Source organism: Flavobacterium sp. RSB2_4_14, from assembly GCF_051547085.1.
Taxonomy (GTDB): Bacteria; Bacteroidota; Bacteroidia; order Flavobacteriales; family Flavobacteriaceae; genus Flavobacterium.
Map to the genome: position 1 here is coordinate 121,308 of NZ_JBPTTL010000003.1, position 21,310 is coordinate 142,617.

The following is a 21,310-nucleotide window of genomic DNA, read 5'->3' on the forward strand; positions in this document are numbered from 1 at the left end:
TTAATTTTTATATTAAAAAAATGTAAGGCTAATTTAATAAAAAACTTCCTTACTAAAATGAATTTTCAATAGATAAAAACTATTGCTCATCTTATAATTTATTATGCCCGCAATTCTGAAAAATGATTGTAAAAAGGATAAAATTTTGAGTAATACTCAAAGATTAAACTAATACAATAAAGTGTTTTAATGAGTGAATGAGTTAATATTTTGATTAGTCATCCATTGTATTAAATGTAAACAACAGACAATCAATACATTTGTTAATAAATATTTTCATTTCAGTAAATCACTATATTTTTTATTAGTACTTTTATACTAATTAATTAACCTGCTGCCACTATGGTGAAGTGATTTTTGCTAAGTAATACTAACTTTAATTAAATACTTTACCTTATGAAAAAACTATTTTTAGTTGCGCTATGCATTCCCTTTTTTATTGGATGCAAAAAAGAAGCACCGGCAGAACCAGTGGCAGAAACACCAGCCGCTGAAACTACAGAACAACCTGCAGAATTTGCCGATGCAAAGTACACCGAGTTAGGAAAGAAAGCAATTGCTGCCATGACCGCAGGTGATATGGATGGTTGGACGGCTAACTTTTCAGACAATGCTAAATACTATTGGAACGGAGGTGATAGTTTAGTAGGTAAACCTGCTATTGACAAATACTGGCGTGACCGTAGAGCCAACGTAATTGAAAGCATAGCGTTTTCAAATGACATTTGGTTGCCTGTAAAAGTCAACAAACCACAACGTAACGAAAGTAATGGAGTATGGTTATTGGGTTGGTATGATGTAACAGCAAGTTATAAAAAGGGGAAAGAAATGTCACAAAGCATGCATATTCTTTATCATTTTGATGAAAACGATAAAATAGACCAAGTATATCATTATGTAGACAGAGTGCCTATTATGGCAGCCATGCCAAAATAATAAAGATTATCATGTTGTTTGTAAAAAAAAACGGTGCTTTTTGGCACCGTTTTTAAATTTTATTATTCTATTATTTTTTTTCAGTTTCTATACTTGGTGGTGGTGGAGGTGGAGCATCTCCATTTGAATTTGAGTTATAACAATCTCTAAAAATTTTCCAGACATCACCTTCTTTTTTATAGGTCATTAATGACTTACCATGATCTCTTTCATTTCCATCTTTATCATATACTGCCCATGTACTTTCTTGAATTAGTATATCTTCATTTCCCCATAGCCCAACAGATTTGATCTCTAATTTTACTGCACCATTTTCAAAAAAAGCACTCATTACATCTTTTATGGCTGCACTTCCTTCTGATATTTCTCCGTTTGGAGGCATGAATTTGGCGTCAGCTGTATAGCAATTGGCAACACCAGACGCATCACCTTTGGTAAAGGCATCAGCATAAGTAGCATTAAGTTCATCAATAGCTTGTTGGGCAGCAACCATATCAAAAACTTTAGGTTCATCTTCCTTTTTACAACTAGTAGTTGTTAATGCTATGATAATTAAGGTACTAAATACCAAAATATTTTTCAATTGGTTTACTCTTTTTTTCATTTGTTTACTTTTTGATTAAAAACGACCATAAAATTAAGAATTTATTGTTTTCAAACAAAGGAAATATATCATTATTATGTACTATTCAATTTTAGAGTAACTCATGTTTTATTATAAACAAAAAAACGTCCAAATTGATTTGGACGTTTTATCAAATATGAAAAAACTGAATTTATTTTTTTGTTTTATCTAGTTCTCCTATAAAAGGAACTGCTTCTTGAATCTCTGAACGCACTGCCGTTTGTAAGTAAATTTCAAATTGCATGAATTTAGCAGCGTTTATAGCGCCCACTTCTTTTTTTGCTTTGCCATAATATTTTGATAACAATTTTTCAAAATCGGCATTGTTTTTTAAAGTTGCTTTAGCCAATACATCTGCGCTTTCATCAGTGAGTGTGTAATAATCTTTAGCATAGCTTTCGATAATTTCAACTTTTTTGGCACCTAATGCTTTTCGTTCTAATTCATAGGCATCATAAACCTTAAAAAAAGCTGCATTTTGAGGCTCTGATAAATTCATAAAAGCAACAGCTAGCTCTTTTTTTGATTTTCCATATACACCTTGGATAATATCAAGTTCTTCTTTTGTTGTTGATTGGGCAAAGGTTGCTACTGTTGTTGACAGTAATACAACTAAAAATAATTTTTTCATAAGATTAAATTTTAGATTTATTAAAATAACACACGGTTTTTCAGTTTCCCTTGAAGTTTTTTTATTATACAAATGTATAAAAATCCACATATACATAGTAGTGTTTTCATGTTAAATAAGTTCGATTTAATATTCCTATCCCTGTTTTTTAAAACTGTTTATTTAAGATTTCTAAACTATAGTTATACAAATATTAAATATTAATTATATAGAATAAATTACTTTAATAAGCGCTACATTAGTGAGATAGCGTTGTTGTGAAAAAATAACTTATTTTTTTAGACTAAATCTTTTTGCAAAATGAAAAAGGTTGTTATATTTGCAAGCGCATTACGGAAGTAGTCACGACTTATTGGAGAAATGGCAGAGTGGTCGATTGCGGCAGTCTTGAAAACTGTTGACTGTAACAGGTCCGGGGGTTCGAATCCCTCTTTCTCCGCCAGTAGAAATACAAATGGTTACAAAACCCACTAAATTCAACGATTTAGTGGGTTTTTTCGTTTCTAGGATTATCAAATTATTCATTTAATCTCAAAGTTTTGGTGTCTTTCGAGGTGTCACTAAATTATAAAAATTTAAGTGACACCTCTTACAGAAAACCACCAGTACAACAAGGTGTTCAACAACATATTCAAAATATGTACATCTTGTTTGTAATTATTAGAAATTTTAAATTTAATAATAACTAAAAGGTTACCACTTATGAATACTACTGTATCAATTCTCTTTTACATCAAGAGATCAAAAGCCAACAACGATGGCATCTGCCCTATTTATGCAAGAGTAACAATCCAAGCCAAACGATTTGAATTTAGTGCAAACAGATATGTAAATCCCGAACGATGGTCTTCGGAAGGAGCCAAAGTCAAGGGTACAAATGAAGAAGCTAGAACAATAAATAGTCATCTGGATTATTTGAAAAATCAAGTTTTGGAAGCCGAAAAAAGATTATTCAAAAAAGACTTCAGAGTTACATCTGAAAACCTAAAGAATGAATTGTTTGGTGCTACTGAAACTAAACGAATGCTAATTCCAATCTTCCAAGACCACAACAACAAAATTAAAGAACTGGTTGGCAAAGAATATGCACCAGGAACATTAGAACGATACAAAACATCGTTGAGCCATACTAAAGAATTTCTACAATGGAAATACAAAGTTTCCGATATCGAGATACACAAAATAGATCACGCTTTTGTAACTGATTATGAATTTTGGTTAAGAAGTGTTAGAAATTGCGCCAACAACACAGCGGTAAAATACATCAAGAATTTCAGCAAAATAATCAAGCTTTGTCTGGCCAATGACTGGCTCGACAAAAATCCATTTGCGAATTATAAATCGAAAGTTAAAGAAGTTGAGAGAGTTTATTTATCTGAAGAAGAAATACAAAACATCATCAATAAAGATTTTAAAACCGAAAGGCTATCGCTAGTGCGCGATATCTTCCTTTTTAGCTGCTTTACTGGATTGGCTTATATAGATGTCAAAAACTTAACAAAATCGCATATAAGCATCGGAATTGATGGCGAGAAGTGGATATTTACCCACAGACAGAAAACGGAAACCGCCTCTAAAATCCCAATTCTTCCAGTAACGCAAATGATTATCGATAAGTATTTGGATAACCCGAAAAGCAATAACGAAGACAGACTTTTGCCAATATTGACAAATCAAAAAATGAATGCCTATTTAAAAGAAATTGCTGGCGTTTGCGAGATTGAAAAAGAATTAACCTTCCACATTGCCCGACACACTTTTGCAACGACTGTTACGCTTACAAATGGCGTTCCGATTGAAAGCGTAAGTAAAATGCTTGGTCATAAAAACATCCAAACAACGCAACATTACGCCAAAATTTTAGATAAAAAAGTTAGCGAGGATATGAAAATATTGAGAGATAAGTTTGCAATTAAATTACCATTAACTACAAAAAAAGTGGATTAATGCAGATGTTTGAAAAAAAAATCTTAATTTTACCGTCTTGAAATTTACAAACACCATACTGTCAATTGTCTTTCTGCTTATTTCCTGTATGCCTTGCGCAGACAAGGAACAAGTTGTTTCGTTTGAAAAAGTTACTGTAACCAATAGTTCACAACAACACCAAGACAAAGATGCTTGTTCGCCACTTTGCGTTTGCAACTGTTGTAGTTGCCCCGGTTTTACTTACAACACCATATATAATTATAATTTCATTGCTGTCAAAAATATAATTGACAAAAAAACACCAGAATACAAATCAATTCTTACTTCCAATTTCTACGGAAGCATTTGGCAACCGCCACAAATTAATGCTTAATTTTTTTTTGATTAATGTTTAAATAAATAGCGATTAATGACTTGTGCATTAATCAAACTATTAATTTTCATTAATCACTTTACAGTATTTGAAATATTCAAGTGCTGTGATTTATAAATCAATATTAAACATTAATCATTTTCAATAGTGTTAGACAAAATCATTCATTTTAGTATAAATAATAAATTCATCATTGGTTTGATGACTTTATTTCTCATCATTTGGGGAGTTTGGAGTGCATCCAAATTACCTATTGATGCCGTACCAGATATTACAAATAATCAGGTACAAATTATTACTCTTTGCCCAACCTTGGCAGGGCAAGAAGTAGAACAATTAGTAACTTTTCCAATAGAACAAAGCATTGCAAATCTTCCCGATTTAGAAGAAACCCGTAGTATTTCTCGATTTGGTTTATCTGTAATTACAGTCGTTTTTGATGATGATGTAAATATTTATTTTGCACGTCAGCTTATTAGCGAACGACTGAAAGAAGCCATTAGTCAGATTCCTCAAGGCATAGGTACTCCAGAGTTAGGACCAGTAAGTACAGGACTTGGTGAAGTGTATCAATATATTTTGCATCCAAAAAAAGGAAGTGAAAATAAATATTCCGCAATGGACTTGCGTTCTATGCAAGACTGGATAGTAGCAAGACAGCTTAACGGAACTCCTGGAATTGCTGAAATAAATAGTTTTGGAGGGAAATTAAAACAATATGAAGTGGGCGTTAACCCAAATCGTTTAAAAGCGATGGGAGTAACTATTCCTGATATTTTCAATGCTTTAGAAAAAAACAATCAAAACACAGGTGGTGCATACATTGACAAAAAACCAAGTGCCTACTTTATTCGTGGTGTAGGTTTAGTTACTTCTTTAGAAGACGTAAGAAATATTGTTGTGAAGAGCAACCCAAATAGCGTTCCAATTTTCATAAAAGATGTTGCCGACGTGAAGTTTGGTAGTGCAGTACGTTATGGCGCAATGACTTATAACGGAAAAGTAGATGCAGTTGGTGGTATTGTGATGATGCTAAAAGGTGCAAACAGTAATGAAGTCGTACAAAGGGTGAAAGACAAAATGATTATCATACAAAAATCATTACCTGATGATGTAATCGTTGAGCCATTTATAGACAGAAGTACATTTGTAAACCGTGCCATTTCAACCGTTGAAAAAAACCTGATTGAAGGCGCATTAATTGTAATTTTTGTATTGGTGTTATTTCTCGGAAACTTACGTGCGGGACTTATTGTAGCTTCTGCAATACCACTTTCAATGCTTTTTGCCTTGGGATTGATGAAAATTTTTGGAGTAAGTGCTAATCTAATGAGTTTGGGCGCAATAGATTTCGGTTTAATTGTAGATGGTGCCGTTATTATCGTGGAAGCTACAATACATCACCTATCCGTAAAAGGAAAATTAAGACTCCAAAATTTAAAGAATAATTCAGCTATTGCTAATAAAACAATAATCAAAAATGATTTAATGTTTACTCAATCTGAAATGGATAAAGAGGTATTTACTTCCTCTTCAAAAATTAGAAGTAGCGCTGCTTTTGGAGAAATCATAATATTAATTGTTTACATACCAATTCTTACACTCGTAGGGATTGAAGGTAAAATGTTTAGTCCTATGGCAAAAACAGTTGGTTTTGCTATTTTAGGAGCATTAATCCTTTCTATTACTTATATACCAATGATGTGTGCTTTATTTCTACCAAAAAACATCAACCACGTAAAAAATTTTTCAGATAAAATGATGGACTTTTTATACAAAATTTATGAACCAATTTTACAGAGAGCAATACAACTAAAATATAAAGTAGTAGGTATTACGATACTATTGTTTTTAGCAACTATTTTTATTTTCAGTAAAATGGGAGGTGAATTTATGCCCACATTAGCCGAGGGAGATTATGCGTTTGAATTTAAAATGCCAATTGAAACTTCTTTATCTCAAAGTATCGAAACATCAATGCAAGCCTCAAGAATTGTAAAACAATTTGACGAAGTAAAAATTGTAGTGGGCAAAACGGGAGCCGGAGAAGTGCCTACTGACCCTATGCCACCGGGAGCAACTGATTTAATGATTATTCTGAAACCGCAAGACGAATGGAAATCCGGGAGATCTTATGAAGAATTGGGAGAAGCAATAGAAGATAAATTAAGAGCTATCCCTGGTGTTTTTGTTGAAAAAAGTCAACCGATACAAATGAGATTTAATGAATTGATGACAGGTATTAAACAAGATGTTGCCATAAAAATATTTGGCGAAAACTTGGATAGTCTTTCTGTATATGCCAAAAAAGTCGAAAGTGTAATTGTAAAAGTAAAAGGAGTTTCTTCGCCTCAAGTGGAACAAGTGGATGGTTTACCACAAATCAATATTGAATACGACCGTTTGCGAATTGCGAATTATGATCTAAATATCGAAGACGTAAACAGTATCGTAAGTACTGCTTTTGCGGGAAAAGCAGCAGGAGTTGTTTACGAAAACGAACGGAAATTTGATTTGGTTGTGCGGTTGGACAGTACTTCAAGAAGAAGTATTGATGATGTGAATAATTTATTGATACCGACACCTTCAGGAAATCAAATTCCTTTATCACAAGTAGCAAAAGTAGAATTTAAAATGGGTCCAGCGCAAATAAGCCGTGAAGCAGGAAAACGCAGAATTGTTGTTGGTTTTAATGTACAGGATAGAGACGTACAAAGTACCGTAAAAGAAATTCAAGACAAATTAGCAACAAAAGTAAAATTACCTTCGGGTTATTATTTTACCTATGGAGGAACATTTGAAAACTTGCAAAAAGCATCAAATCGTTTAATGATTGCTGTGCCAATTTCTTTACTATTAATATTTATGCTGCTGTATTTCACATTCAATTCTATGAAGCAAGCAGGATTAATATTTTCTGCAATTCCAATGAGTGCAATTGGTGGTGTATTTGCGCTACTACTCCGTGGAATGCCTTTTAGTATTTCGGCAGGAATTGGGTTTATTGCCTTATTTGGCGTAGCCGTTTTAAACGGAATTGTGTTAGTCGGCACATTCAACCAACTCGAAAAAGAAGGTTGGGATGATGTTATAAAACGCGTTATTGAAGGAACAAAAATAAGACTGCGACCTGTATTAATGACGGCTGCCGTTGCTTCATTAGGATTTTTACCTATGGCAATGTCACACAGTGCGGGTGCCGAAGTACAAAAACCTTTAGCAACTGTCGTAATTGGCGGATTAATCACAGCCACATTTTTAACCTTATTTGTATTGCCTTTGCTTTACATCATATTCAACACAAAAATTAAATTAAAAAGAAAACAAGGAATGAAATCAATCACAACTATTTTAGTTATTGGATTATTATTTTCATTTAATAATGGTCAAGCACAATCGCGAAAAACCATTGATGAAGTTTTGAGTATGGGTTTAAAAGACAATTTGCAATATAACATCAATCAATCGCAAATTTCCAAAAATAAGTTTTTGATAAAAGGAAATAAGGAATTTCCCAAAACGGGCATCTTTGTCGAAAATGAAGATTTGCGTCCTTCGGATAAAACGGGTATTTTGAAAATAGGACTGCAACAAAGTTTCTATATGCCACAAGTAAACCAAGCCAAGAAAAATTACTATCGGGAACAAACAAAATACTTTGAATACAACAAGGAAGTAATCAATACAGAGCTGAAAAAAAATATCCGTTCGGTATATTATCAATTGTGGTATTTGCAGGACAAGATGTTATTGTACAAGCGATTAGATAGCATTTATGTTGGATTGTTGAAAACTACAATCTTAAAAGTAAAAACAGGAGAAAGTGCCGGTATCGAAAAAATTTCGGCTAATGTGAAACTGAAAGAAATTGAAACAAATATCACGCAACTTCAAAAAGAAATGGTAGTGCAACAACAGGTATTAATGCAATTATTAAATAGTTCAGAATCAATTTTACCTTTATCAAAATCGTTAGAAAAGTTGGGGTATGGTTTGCAAAGTTCTACAGAAAACCATCCAGCTCTTATTTTATTACAACAAAATGTTGCGATTGCCAATAGTGAAATTGCTGTCCAAAAAAGCAATCGTTTGCCTGAATTCTCAGGTCGTGTTTTTTCACAAAAATTATATGGTGTAGATGATCCATTTACTGGTTTTTCATTTTCAACTTCATTTCCAATATTCGGGAGTGGCGCTAATAGTAATAAAATAAAATCCGCCAAAACCGAAAAAGAAGTGCAGGAACAACAATTACAATACCAAACACAAATACTTAAATCTTCTTTGGCTCAACGTCAAACCGAAGTCGAAAAAAGCGTGTCTGGTTTACAATTTTACGAAACTTCGGGTTTACAGCAGGCTGATGAAATTATAAAAGCCGCCAATCAATCCTATCGCGCAGGAGAAATAAGTTACGCCGATTTTTCATTGTATTTGAGCCAAGCCATCGAAATACGAAAAAATTATTTAGACAATCTAAATACGTACAACCACACAATTATTGAATTCAATTATTTCACAAATAAATAAATTAAAAAAAAAATGAAATCTTTAAAAACATATAAGAATCCCCTTTTAATACTTGCCTCTTGTCTCTTGCTTGTTTCTTGCGGTAAGACAGAAACTAAGCCACAGGAAAAAGTAGAAAAAGCAACGACAGAAGAAGCTGCTTCTACAATCGCTTCACTGACAGCCGAACAAATTAAAACGGTGAATATACAATACGGAACTATCGAACAAAAACAATTAACAGCAACTCTCAAAGCCAATGGCGCATTACGAGTGCCTAACAATAACAAAGCAAATGCCACTTCGCTGTATGGTGGTGTTATAAAAACGATCAATGTACAATTAGGCGATTTTGTAAAAAAAGGACAAGTAATCGCTACAATCGCTAATCCTCAATTTATACAATTACAAGAAGAATATTTAAGTACTTCCAGTAAAATAATCTTTGCCGAACAAGAAGTAGCACGACAAAAAGAACTTAATGAAGGAAACGCAGGCGCACTGAAAAATTATCAAAATGCAAATGCAGAATTAAAATCAGTAAGAACTCGTAAAGCGTCTTTACAACAACAAATTCAATTAATGGGTATTAATCCAAATAGTTTAAACAATAATAATTTACGTTCTGCATTATCAGTGACAAGCCCTATAAGTGGTACAATCAGTAATGTCTTTTCTAAAATTGGAAGTTATGTAGATGTAACTTCTCCAGTTGCCGAAATTGTAGATAACTCACAATTGCATTTGGATTTGAATATTTTCGAAAAAGATTTACCAATGCTAAAAGTTGGACAAATCATACATTTTAGAATTACCAATAATTCGGGCGAAGATTACAATGCTAAAGTATATTCAATAGGTGCAGCCTTTGAGAATGATAGTAAAAGTATTCCTGTACACGCCACCGTTCAAGGCAATAAATCAGGATTAATAGATGGAATGAATATAACTGCCATTGTAAGCTTAAATGATGTTACCACTGATGCAATACCTACTGATGCAATAGTAAGTGCTGATGGTAAGGAATACATTTTTGTTGTAACCAATAAAAAAGCCGAAGAAGAACCAAAAGATGAAAACGATAAATCCGAAGAACCAAAAGCGAAGGAACCAACAACAAATTTTGAAAAAATAGAAGTGGCAAAAGGCGTTTCCAATATGGGTTATACCGCTATAACATTAGTAAAAGAGATTCCTGCAAATGCAAAAATTGTAACAAAAGGCGCATTCTTTGTAAATGCAAAATTGACCAACAAAGGGGAAGAATAATATCAATATCCTTCATACTATTATGAAACTAAAATCTAACATAGACAAATTTGGAACAATAGGGCTTTTTACAACAGCCCTGTTGTCACCTTGTTGCTTCCCATTATTTGCTTTCGGGACATCAGCACTTGGACTTGGAAGTATCGAACTATTTGGAGGTTGGACAATGTGGCTTTTTCAAGCGATGGTTTTAATTTCAATCGGAGGACTTTACATTTCTTATCGAAAACATCTTTGTTTGTATCCTTTGCTAATTGCTATTATGAGTGGAATAGTAATATTCTTTGCTTATTATTTTAGCAAAATAGAAAATCCAACTTACTTAATTTATACCGGAATGTTTGGACTTCTTATTGCTACAATCGTAAATTATTACCAAAATAAACTACACGGAAATTGCAAAATGTGTACAACCTATGCAGGGAAAACAGTTGAATTAAAATCAACTTTAACTTGCCCCAACTGTGGATACAGAAAAGAAGAAATAATGCCAACCGATGCTTGTCAATTCTTTTATGAATGTGAAAAGTGCAAAACAATACTCAAACCATTAGAGGGAGATTGTTGTGTTTATTGCAGCTACGGTTCCGTAAAATGTCCGCCAATACAAGCGGGAGATAATTGTTGTTAATTAATATCAAAACAAAATGAAACACCAACACAAATACGATGAAAGTGGCAAACAGCTTTGCTGCACATTAGAGGAAAAAATAAATCGTAAAACCGACAAACAAACAGGGTGTTGCACCACCCACAATGAGCCCGAACATTCTGACGATGACGGACACGACCATTCAGGCGGTGACCAAACCACGCTTCAAATGTTTCTACCGGCAATCATAAGTTTTACACTATTACTTGTCGCAATTGGTTTCGACAACTATTTTACACCAACTTGGTTTACAGATTGGGTTAGAACTGCGTGGTATATAATAGCCTATTTACCTGTTGGATTACCTGTGCTTAAAGAAGCATTTGAAAGCATCCGAAAATGTGAAATATTTTCAGAGTTTTTATTAATGAGTATTGCTACCATTGGAGCTTTTGCAATTAGCGAATATCCAGAAGGTGTTGCTGTAATGCTGTTTTATGCAATTGGCGAAGTTTTTCAAACATTAGCAGTTCAAAGAGCAAAATCAAACATTAAGGCACTATTAGACCAAAGGCCAGATACTGCAACTGTAATTGAAGGAAAAAATGCTGTTTCTAAAAAAGCATCTGAAATCACAATTGGAGAAATTATACAATTACGACCGGGAGAAAAATTAGCATTAGACGGAAAATTACTTTCTGATACAGCCTCTTTCAACACCGCTGCACTAACAGGCGAAAGCAAACCTGATACCAAACAAAAAGACGAAACCGTTCTTGCCGGAATGATAAACCTGAATACAGTTGTTCAAGTTGAGGTTACAACTGCTTACAATGATAGTAAATTATCGAAAATCCTCGAAATGGTGCAGGAAGCAACAGCCAAAAAAGCACCGACAGAATTATTCATTCGGAAATTTGCCAAAATATATACTCCAATTGTTGTGTTTTTGGCAATTGCAATTTGTGTGTTACCTATGCTTTTTGTTGATAATTATATATTCAGAGATTGGTTATACAGAGCTTTGGTGTTCTTGGTTATTTCTTGTCCTTGCGCTTTGGTAATCTCCATTCCGTTAGGATATTTTGGTGGAATTGGTGCAGCAAGCAAAAACGGAATTCTGGTCAAAGGATCTAATTTTCTGGATATAATGGCAACCATTCAAGTGGTAGTTATTGATAAAACAGGAACACTGACCAAAGGTGTTTTCAAAGTTCAAAAAGTCGTAGCAGTGGATATTTCCGAAGCTGATTTAGTAAAATTCACAGCAGCATTAGAAACCAAATCAACACACCCTGTTGGAACCGCCATTATAGAATACGCTACAGGGTTAGAAAAAAATGCAACCGTTACCGATGTCGAAGAAATTGCAGGACACGGATTAAAAGGGAAAGTGGACGGAAACGAAATCTTGGCTGGAAATGTAAAACTGATGAAGAAATTCAATATCAGTTATGATGCCGAAATCGACAATACACCTTTCACGATTATCGTTATTGCCATCAATCAAAAATATGCTGGATATTTTCTAATTGCAGACGAAATAAAAGAAGATGCAAAAAAAGCTATCGAAAGTTTACATAGACTAAATGTAAAAACAGTGATGCTTTCGGGAGACAAACAAGCCGTTGTTGATGCTGTTGCCAAAGAGTTAAATATCGATCAAGCCTATGGTGATTTATTGCCTGAACATAAGGTAGAGAAAGTAGAAGAACTCAAATCTCAAAACTTAAAAATTGCTTTTGTGGGTGATGGGGTAAATGATGCGCCAGTGGTTGCTCTTGCCGATGCGGGTATTGCAATGGGAGGTTTAGGAAGCGATGCAACAATTGAAACGGCCGATATAGTAATTCAAAATGACCAACCTTATAAAATATACACAGCTATAAACATTGGTAAAAAGACCAAACAAATTGTCTATCAAAACATTGGTTTAGCATTTGCAGTAAAAGCTATTGTTTTGGTGCTCGGTGCAGGAGGATTAGCTACAATGTGGGAAGCAGTTTTTGCCGATGTTGGTGTGGCTTTATTGGCAATTTTAAATGCCGTTAGGATACAACGAATGAAGTTTTAGTGAAATTATTTATTCAATAAAAAAGGTGTTTAAATCAAATGTTCAAACACTTTTTTTATTGTTATACTACATTTTAACAATTTATTAGCAAACCAAAAATATAATTTGATTAATTTTGTTGTAAATTGATGTATACGATGAATAAACTACACTTTTTAACAATTGTTTTATTTGGTTTCTTACTGATGCCGGGTAATACTTTTGCGTGTGGTAAGAATTCAGAAAAAAGTTCCTGTAGCAAAGAAACTTCTGCAAATACAGAAAAGATGGATTGTTGTGAAAATGACAATCATTCAAAAAATGAAAAAGGCGAAGGCTGTAGTGGAAAATGTGGACACTCAAATTGTGTTACTACGTCAATTCAACTTAATTTAGTATTTTTCGAAATACAATTCAAGAATAATAACTTTGCTTTTTCAGAAAAAAAATCAAATTATTTCAATTCAGAAGACAATCTTTCTTCTGGTTTTTCCTCACTTTGGCTTATACCAAAAATAAGCTAAATTAAATTTTGACAGCCAAAGGTGTGTCAAATCGAAAGCAATTCTTGCTTTTAAATCATCTATTTTTTTTTATTGGCTAATCAACTATTAAATTATGGCTTTTTGCTATTGTTTAGTTATGCTTTAGCGTGTTCAATTTAAAATTATCTAAAATTATTAACGAAACTGTAATTCACTAAATCGAAAATTTCGACGAAGGCAATTCCTTGTTTCATAAAATCAAATAAAATGAAAAATTTAATTATCATATTAAGTGTGTTCTTATCTGCAATCACACCAGTAACAGCACAAACAGCTACAAAAAAAGAAAGTCCTGAAACAATTTACGTTTGTCCTACACATCCTGACGAAACAAATCCAAGTTCAGGAAAATGCCAAAAATGTGGAATGGTATTAACCAAAATCACCGAAAAAGTACCTACCTACGCCACAAAAGGAAGTCAGCCTATGACTAAAACTGTAACAAGATACGTTTGCCCAATGGACGGATCAACTTCTGATAAACCAGGTGAATGTTCTAAATGTGCAATAAAGTTGGTAAAAACCACCGAAAAAATAGATTTGCACCCTCTAAAAGGAAGTCAACCTAGAAGTAAAATTGTGACAAAATATGTTTGTCCTACAGATGGCTCAACTTCTGAAACTGAAGGAAAATGTTCTAAATGTGGAACTGGAATGGTAAAAATCACCGAAACTGTAGACAACCATCCTCAAAAAGGCAGTCAACCTAAAACTAAAATTGTGACAAGATATGTTTGTCCAATGGACGGTACAACTGCCGACATAAAAGGAGAATGCCCTAAATGTGGAATGGATATGAAAGAGCAACAAATAAAAGAAGACCACAAACATTAATTTCTTGAATTAATAAACCAGTGGAAATAATTGTTCCATTGATAAATAATCTTTAAATAAGCCCAAATGAAACGAAGAAATTTTATAAAATTATCAGGACTATCCACTACTGCTATATTTGTAAGTAGCAGTATTCCGTTTCTTTCCTCTTGTTCAGATAACAATATGAATATGGGAGGAAATATGAATATGGGACAACCTATTCCTGTAACAGAAGGTGGCTTTTCAGCCCTATTTGCTATTCCGCCAATTGTTGGCGGTACAACAACTCTTACTGCACAAAATGTAACTGCAAACACTAGTGGATTTGGCATTGTCAATGGGTTCGGTTATGCTACAAATGGTTTGCTTGGCCCTACTATAAAAGTAAATACTGGACAATCTGTGAACGTAAACTTTGTAAACCAATTAAACGAAAAAACCAACATCCATTGGCACGGACTAAAAATACCAGCTAATATGGACGGACATCCTGAAGATTTTATCAATGCTGGAGGTTCATTCAATTATAATTTTACAGTATATCAGAGAGCAGGAATGCATTGGTATCATCCACACGCTGATGGAACAACAGGCAAACAGGTTTTTCAAGGGTTGGCGGGTTTATTTATCGTCAATGACAGTGAAGAAACAGCATTGAATTTACCATCAGGCAACAGAGAATTACCATTAGTAATTCAAGACAAAAGAATTTTAGCAGGAAGTATTCCTTATGCACCTACAATGATGGAGCAAATGACGGGTTTAATGGGGCAATACATACTCGTAAACGGGGTATATGCCCCATCCCACAATGTAGAAACTGCAAAATATAGAGTACGAATTCTAAACGGTTCTAATGCTAGAATTTACAATTTAGCCCTTTCAAATGGAGCTTCATTTAGCGTTATAGGCAATGATGGCGGCTTATTGGCAACACCACAAACAGTAAACAGTCTGATTATTGCTTCTGGGGAACGCGCTGATTTAATAATTGATTTTGGTGCAATGGGACTGAATTCAGAATTATTTTTAATCAGTAAAACTTTTATGGGTGGTAATGCTCAAGGAACACAAGAATTTAGAATAATGAAATTCAAAGTCACTACACAAGTGGTTGACAATTTTAGCATTCCAACTACTCTTTCTTTCATTTCTCCATTAACCGAAAGTATGGCAACTAAAACTAGAACTTTTGAAATCTCTAATGTAGATAGTGGTTCAATGTCAGGAATGATGATGCACACAATCAATAACAAAAGCTATGATGCAAATAGAATTGATGAATTAGTTAACAATGGAGCAATCGAAATCTGGACTTTTGATAATACTAACGGACAGGAACCTCATCCTATGCACTTGCACGGTGTACAATTTCAAATACTAAACCGAACAGGTGGAAGAGGCTCGCTTACTGCTTTAGAAAAAGGATGGAAAGATATGGCTTTGTGTATGCCAGGCGAAAAAGTTAAAGTAATCGTCCCATTCAATGGTTATACAGGAAAATTTGTCTTTCACTGTCATAATTTAGAACACGAAGAAACTGGAATGATGGGACAATTTCAGGTATCCTAATTCAAATTATGTTGACAACAGTAATAATAAGAAATAACAATTTTAAAAAACAATAAAATGAAAAACACAATTTTTATTGCTTCAATTATTGGAGCATTAGTTTTAACATCTTGCAATAAAGATGACAATATGGATACGACTATAAATGTAAATTATCCAGCAGCTTATGTAGTAAACGGAGAAGATGCAACTGTTTCAGTTATTAAGTTATCAACAAACGAAGTAACTGCAACCATACCATTAATGGGAACAGGAACTGATATGATTATGTGGCCTCATCACATATCATCACACGAAAATCATTTAGCAATTGGTGTACCAGGAATGGATTTAAGTGCTGGACACTCTGGATTAATGACAGCAGGAATGACAGGTAAATTATTGGTTATTGATGCGATGACTGGGGCAATTGTAAAAAACATCAATCTTCCATTAATGAACCATAATTCGATTTATTCTCCAAATGGTACCGAAATTTGGGTGCCACAAATGGACGAAATGAATAGTAAAGTATTGGTTTATGATGCCACGACAAATGCTCTAAAGAATACTATCAATACAGGAATGATGTCTGCTGAAGTAACTTTTTCTTCTGATGGTACAAAAGCTTATGTTGCCAATGGCGATGATGATGAAGTTACAGTTATTAATGTTGCTACAAAAGCAATTATTACAACTATTGCTGTGGGCGATAATCCTGTTGGTGCTTGGACAGGTAGTAACGGACAAATGTTTGTCGATAACGAAGACGGACAATCAATTTCAGTATTAAAAGTTGCTGACAATACAATTGCTCAAACTATCGCTTTAGGTTTTATGCCAGGAATTGCTTCACACAACGGAACAAAAAGCGAGTTATGGGTTTCTGATCCAATGGCTGGAAAAGTACATTACTGGACTTATGATACTGCAATGGGTATGTGGATGCACGGTGGTGCTTTTAATACTGGTGCTGGTGCACACGCAATCTCATTTACTATTGACGGAAATACGGCTTATGTAAGCAATCAAACGGCTAATACAGTTTCAGCTGTAAATGTTACAAACCATACGGTTACTAAAACTATAAATGTTGGGAAAAAACCAAATGGTATTGTTATAAAAATGTAATAAAATAAATAAGGGTTTACCCAAATAGTAAACCCTTATTTTAAACTTAAACACAATGACAAACAAATATCAATTAACAGGAATGACTTGCGGTAGTTGTGAAACCAAAGTAAAATCGGCTTTAATGACTATCGAAGATGTAATAGCGGTTGAAGTTTCAAAATATGATAATTCGGCTACGATCACTATGAACAATAACATTGCATTATCTGACTTGCAAAAAGTTTTAGGCAACATATACCAAATATCTGTAATCAATCATAACGAAATTGAAGATGCGTTAATGATTGCTATTAGCGCAATAATGTTATTTTCATCCTAAAATAATCTAAAAAAAATGTTTAAAAAAATAATCTTTACAACACTATTAGTTATCACAAATATATCTGTGACATTAGCTCAAGATAAAATAATTGGTTTCTGGTACACTGAAAACAAAGTAGCCAAAGTACAAGTTTATCAAAGCGGTAATTTTATTTATGGTAAAATTGTTTCGGTTTCAGATAAAAATAATGAAAAAAAAATTGGATTGATAATACTCAAAGATTTTAAGCCTAATGGCAACGAATATATTGAGGGTACAATCATTGAACCAAGACACAATCACAGCGTAGATGGCAAGCTTACTTTGAGCAATGACGGATCTAAATTAAAAGTAATAGGTTCTTCATTCTTAGGCTTTATTTCAAAAACAGAAAATTGGTTAAAAACAAATTAATATGGAAACAAATAAAAAATATATACCAGCACTTGGTTATGATTTTCTAACTGCTTATTACGATTTAGCAATCAAAATAACAATGCCCGAAAAAAAATTTAGAGCATTGCTTATTGATGAATTAAATCCGCAAGACAATGAAACCATTTTAGAGTTTGGTTTTGGAACTGGACAAAATTTAATTTTGGCTAAAAACAAAAATCCAAATACAAAATTTATAGGAGTTGATATTGACCCAAAAGTTAGAGAAATTGCACTACACAAATTAAACAAAAAAAATATTTCAATTCCTTTAGATCTGTATAATGGTGTAAAGCTCCCTTATCTCGACAATCAATTTGACAAAATATACAGTTGTTTGGTTTTTCATCAACTGGATGCAGGAGCAAAACTAGATTGTTTAAAAGAACTAAACAGAGTTTTAAAACCGAACGGCAAACTTATTATTGCAGATTGGGGTAAAGCTTCAAATAAATTAATGCGGTTTACTTTTGGTTTTGTGCAACTTTTGGATGGTTTCAAAACTACAAATGACAATGTAAAAGGATTGATGCCAACATTTATAAAAAATGCAAATTTTTTTAATGTTGAAATTACAAAATCTATTAACACAATAATAGGAACTTTCTCTTATTATACCGCAACGAAATGATAAAATGTATTAGCAAAAAAAATTAGCAATAAATAAAATAATATAACAATTTAAAAATAAACAAAATGAAAAATATAATTCTTTCAGCCATTGCAATGGCATTCGTAATGGTTTCCTGTAACCAAAAAAACAAACAAGAAGAAACAACAGCCTCAGAAACAATGAAGTCAGATGCCACAACAGAAACAGTCAATCAATCCTCTTTTTCTATTGAAGAAATTTTAAATAATTACTTGTCTTTAAAAAATGCTTTAACAAAAGATGATTCTGACGGTGCTGCTGAAGCAGGCAAAACATTTGTTGAGACATTGACAAAATTAGATATGACAAATTTGTCTGGCGAACAGATGAAAAGCTATATGGAAATTGCAGATGATGCAAAAGAACACGCTGAACACATCGGTTCAAATGGCGGAAAGATAGAACATCAAAGAGAACATTTTGTAACTTTAAGTAAGGATATGAATGACTTAATTCAATTATTCGGAACCAATCAAAAACTTTATCTGGATTTTTGCCCAATGGCAGATGACAACAAAGGTGCTGTTTGGATAAGCGAAACCAAAGAAATTACAAACCCTTATTTTGGAAAAGATATGGCTACTTGCGGTTCTATAAAAAAAGAATACTAGAATGAAAATAAACATCAAAAAGATACTTTTTATAGGGTTAATTATTTTTTTGTTGATGCAGTTATATCAACCTGCTCGAAACATAAGTTTTGAGCAGGATATAACTGGCAATTTTACAAAAGTGTATAATGTACCTAAAAACATAGAAACCATATTACGTACCTCTTGTTATGATTGCCATAGTAACAACACCTATTATCCTTGGTACTCTTACATTCAACCCTCTCGGTTTTTTATGGAAAGTCATATTGCAGCCGGAAAAGAAAATTTGAATTTCAATGAATGGGGAAATTATAGTGCCCGTAAACAAAATAATAAATTAGATAGAATTGCAAAACAAATCAAATCAAACGAAATGCCTTTGTCGTCCTACACTATGATCCATAAAAACGCGACCCTTTCAGCCACTCAAAAAAAAAAAATAATCAATTGGATTTCACAACTAAAAGACAGTTTATAATTAATATTTAAAAATAAAAAAAGATGAAAAAATTAAAAATGAGTATCGCAGCAATCCTATTGTTAGCAGTAACCTATGTGAACGCACAAGATGGACACAACCACAACCACAACACAATGAAAATGGACAGTAAGAAAATGGATCATAGCAAAATGACTATAAAAAGCGATGCGAAAGCAGAGGCGATTTTAAGTGATTACTTCAAGTTAAAAAATGCTTTGGTGAATGATGATGCAAAAGAAGCTGCCCAAGCAGGTTCGAAATTGTTAGTATCCCTAAAGGCATTTGATAGAAAAACTTATGAAAATTTGCAACAATTGGAACTTATCGAAATTATTGAAGATGCAACCGAGCACGCAGAACACATTGTAAAAAGCCCTATCGATCATCAAAGAGAACACTTCAAAACATTAAGCAAAGATGTGACCGATTTGCTTGCCATTACTGGAACAGCAAACACATTATATGAGCAGTTTTGCCCAATGTATGACAAAGGAAGTGCGTGGTTAAGCACAAGCAAAGAAGTAAAAAACCCTTATTATGGAAGCAAAATGCTAAAATGTGGTAGCGTTAAAAGGCAAATTAACTAAACAAAATTAAAAATAATGGTAGAAAAATTAATAACATTCTCACTACGAAATCGAGCCGTTGTATTGCTGGTTTCTGCTTGCTTATTTGCTTGGGGAATTTACAGTGTACAACAAAACCCTATTGATGCCATTCCAGATTTATCAGAAAATCAAGTTATCGTGTTTACGGAGTGGATGGGAAGAAGTCCTCAGGTTATAGAAGCTCAAGTTACTTATCCGCTGGTTTCCAACCTACAGGGTATTCCAAAAGTTAAAAATATTCGGGGTGCATCTATGTTTGGGATGAGTTTTGTTTACATCATTTTTGAAGATGATGTCGATATATATTGGGCAAGAACTCGGGTTTTAGAAAGATTAAATTATGCACAACGATTATTACCTCAAAACGTGGTACCTACATTAGGTCCTGATGGTACTGGTGTGGGTCACGTTTTTTGGTATCATTTAAACGCAAATGGTATGGACTTGGGCGAACAAAGAGCCTTGCAAGATTGGTACGTGAAATTCGCCTTGCAAACCGTTCCAGGAGTTGCCGAAGTAGCTTCTTTTGGTGGTTTTGAAAAACAATATCAATTAGTGTTAGATCCACTAAAAATGCAATACTACAATGTAAGTATGATGGAAGTGATGAATGCCGTCAAGGCTAATAATAACGATGTTGGTGGTCGAAAATTTGAAATGAGCAATATGTCCTATATAATTAGAGGTTTAGGCTACATCAAAAACATTAAAGATGTTGAAGACATTGCTATTAAAAACTACAATTCCGTTCCTGTAAAAGTGAAAGACATTGGTTCGATACAAATGGGAGGTGATTTGCGTCTAGGTATTTTCGACGAAAATGGTACTGGTGAAGTAGTTGGGGGAATTGTGGTGATGCGATATGGTGAAAATGCAGATAAAGTCATTACTGCAGTAAAAGCAAAAATGAAAGAAGTCGAAAAAGGATTGCCTGAAGGAGTTACTTTTAAAACTTCTTATGACAGAAGCGAGTTGATTGAAAAAGCAATAGAATCAGTCAAAGGCACCTTAATCGAAGAAATGATTGCTGTTTCAATCATTGTGTTACTTTTCCTTTTTCATTGGCGAAGTGCTTTGATTATACTCATTCAATTACCAATATCGGTGTCTATCGGCTTTATTTTACTGGAGGCATTTGGTATTTCTTCTAATATTATGTCATTAACTGGGATTGCTCTGGCCATTGGGGTTGTCGTTGATGATGGGATTGTTATGGTCGAGAATGCGTATAGAACAATTTCGGAGAAACAGGAAGAAATGGATAATAATCAGTAATT

The 21,310-nt window shown here is 33.5% G+C and carries 20 protein-coding genes, 1 tRNA gene and 1 pseudogene; 20 read left to right on the forward strand and 2 right to left on the reverse strand.

Annotated features, from left to right (window positions below; all coding sequences use genetic code 11):
* Positions 1-396 precede the first annotated feature (396 nt).
* The gene (locus tag ACSVH2_RS08240) at positions 397-936 is read left to right on the forward strand and encodes a nuclear transport factor 2 family protein (protein WP_438092692.1); all 540 of its coding nucleotides are present in this window, start codon (positions 397-399) and stop codon (positions 934-936) included.
* Between the two features lie 70 nt (positions 937-1,006).
* Here the strand turns inward: ACSVH2_RS08240 and ACSVH2_RS08245 are convergent, their stop codons facing one another.
* Both ACSVH2_RS08245 and ACSVH2_RS08250 read right to left on the reverse strand, forming a co-directional pair.
* Complete coding sequence (locus tag ACSVH2_RS08245; RefSeq protein WP_438092693.1) at positions 1,007-1,540, reverse strand: YybH family protein; 534 nt, start codon at positions 1,538-1,540, stop codon at positions 1,007-1,009.
* A 172-nt stretch (positions 1,541-1,712) separates the two neighbouring features.
* A complete protein-coding gene (locus tag ACSVH2_RS08250) occupies positions 1,713-2,192 on the reverse strand; it encodes a hypothetical protein (RefSeq protein WP_438092694.1) in 480 nt (159 codons plus the stop codon).
* 354 nt (positions 2,193-2,546) lie between these two features.
* On the opposite strand from ACSVH2_RS08250, the gene ACSVH2_RS08255 reads away from it, so the two are divergent.
* The 19 genes and pseudogenes from ACSVH2_RS08255 (at position 2,547) to ACSVH2_RS08345 (ending at position 21,308) form a co-directional block, all read left to right on the forward strand.
* Positions 2,547-2,634: transfer RNA gene (locus ACSVH2_RS08255), tRNA-Ser, on the forward strand.
* Between the two features lie 260 nt (positions 2,635-2,894).
* Positions 2,895-4,139, forward strand: coding sequence for a site-specific integrase (locus ACSVH2_RS08260; RefSeq protein WP_438092695.1), 1,245 nt, complete (start codon positions 2,895-2,897; stop codon positions 4,137-4,139).
* A 37-nt stretch (positions 4,140-4,176) separates the two neighbouring features.
* The gene (locus ACSVH2_RS08265) at positions 4,177-4,494 is read left to right on the forward strand and encodes a DUF6660 family protein (protein WP_438092696.1); all 318 of its coding nucleotides are present in this window, start codon (positions 4,177-4,179) and stop codon (positions 4,492-4,494) included.
* Between the two features lie 147 nt (positions 4,495-4,641).
* Entirely contained in the window at positions 4,642-9,024 is a 4,383-nt protein-coding gene (locus tag ACSVH2_RS08270; protein ID WP_438092697.1) for a CusA/CzcA family heavy metal efflux RND transporter, read from the forward strand.
* Positions 9,025-9,036: 12 nt separating this feature from the next.
* Complete coding sequence (locus tag ACSVH2_RS08275) at positions 9,037-10,272, forward strand: efflux RND transporter periplasmic adaptor subunit (protein ID WP_438092698.1); 1,236 nt, start codon at positions 9,037-9,039, stop codon at positions 10,270-10,272.
* A 22-nt stretch (positions 10,273-10,294) separates the two neighbouring features.
* A pseudogene (locus ACSVH2_RS08280) lies at positions 10,295-10,633 on the forward strand (MerC domain-containing protein); the annotation flags it as partial.
* 42 nt (positions 10,634-10,675) lie between these two features.
* A complete protein-coding gene (locus ACSVH2_RS08285) occupies positions 10,676-10,903 on the forward strand; it encodes a GDCCVxC domain-containing (seleno)protein (protein WP_438092851.1) in 228 nt (75 codons plus the stop codon).
* Between the two features lie 16 nt (positions 10,904-10,919).
* Positions 10,920-12,938 (forward strand): heavy metal translocating P-type ATPase, encoded by a 2,019-nt coding sequence (locus ACSVH2_RS08290; protein WP_438092699.1) that lies wholly within the window; start codon positions 10,920-10,922, stop codon positions 12,936-12,938.
* Positions 12,939-13,075: 137 nt separating this feature from the next.
* Complete coding sequence (locus ACSVH2_RS08295) at positions 13,076-13,441, forward strand: hypothetical protein (RefSeq protein WP_438092700.1); 366 nt, start codon at positions 13,076-13,078, stop codon at positions 13,439-13,441.
* A gap of 228 nt (positions 13,442-13,669) precedes the next feature.
* A complete protein-coding gene (locus ACSVH2_RS08300) occupies positions 13,670-14,296 on the forward strand; it encodes a heavy metal-binding domain-containing protein (RefSeq protein ID WP_438092701.1) in 627 nt (208 codons plus the stop codon).
* A gap of 66 nt (positions 14,297-14,362) precedes the next feature.
* Complete coding sequence (locus ACSVH2_RS08305) at positions 14,363-15,850, forward strand: multicopper oxidase family protein (RefSeq protein WP_438092702.1); 1,488 nt, start codon at positions 14,363-14,365, stop codon at positions 15,848-15,850.
* Between the two features lie 57 nt (positions 15,851-15,907).
* Entirely contained in the window at positions 15,908-16,960 is a 1,053-nt protein-coding gene (locus tag ACSVH2_RS08310; RefSeq protein ID WP_438092703.1) for a YncE family protein, read from the forward strand.
* 55 nt (positions 16,961-17,015) lie between these two features.
* Positions 17,016-17,282, forward strand: coding sequence for a heavy-metal-associated domain-containing protein (locus tag ACSVH2_RS08315; protein WP_438092704.1), 267 nt, complete (start codon positions 17,016-17,018; stop codon positions 17,280-17,282).
* Positions 17,283-17,297: 15 nt separating this feature from the next.
* Positions 17,298-17,678 carry a DUF2147 domain-containing protein gene (locus ACSVH2_RS08320; RefSeq protein WP_438092705.1) on the forward strand — a complete coding sequence of 127 codons (381 nt, stop codon included), beginning with the start codon at positions 17,298-17,300 and terminating at the stop codon, positions 17,676-17,678.
* A 1-nt stretch (position 17,679) separates the two neighbouring features.
* Positions 17,680-18,330 (forward strand): class I SAM-dependent methyltransferase, encoded by a 651-nt coding sequence (locus tag ACSVH2_RS08325; RefSeq protein WP_438092706.1) that lies wholly within the window; start codon positions 17,680-17,682, stop codon positions 18,328-18,330.
* A gap of 65 nt (positions 18,331-18,395) precedes the next feature.
* Positions 18,396-18,962, forward strand: coding sequence for a DUF3347 domain-containing protein (locus tag ACSVH2_RS08330; protein WP_438092707.1), 567 nt, complete (start codon positions 18,396-18,398; stop codon positions 18,960-18,962).
* A gap of 1 nt (position 18,963) precedes the next feature.
* Complete coding sequence (locus ACSVH2_RS08335) at positions 18,964-19,422, forward strand: heme-binding domain-containing protein (protein WP_438092708.1); 459 nt, start codon at positions 18,964-18,966, stop codon at positions 19,420-19,422.
* A 23-nt stretch (positions 19,423-19,445) separates the two neighbouring features.
* Entirely contained in the window at positions 19,446-20,012 is a 567-nt protein-coding gene (locus tag ACSVH2_RS08340) for a DUF3347 domain-containing protein (protein ID WP_438092709.1), read from the forward strand.
* A 15-nt stretch (positions 20,013-20,027) separates the two neighbouring features.
* On the forward strand, positions 20,028-21,308 hold the full coding sequence (locus ACSVH2_RS08345) for an efflux RND transporter permease subunit (RefSeq protein WP_438092710.1): 1,281 nt from the start codon (positions 20,028-20,030) through the stop codon (positions 21,306-21,308).
* Positions 21,309-21,310: the final 2 nt, after the last annotated feature.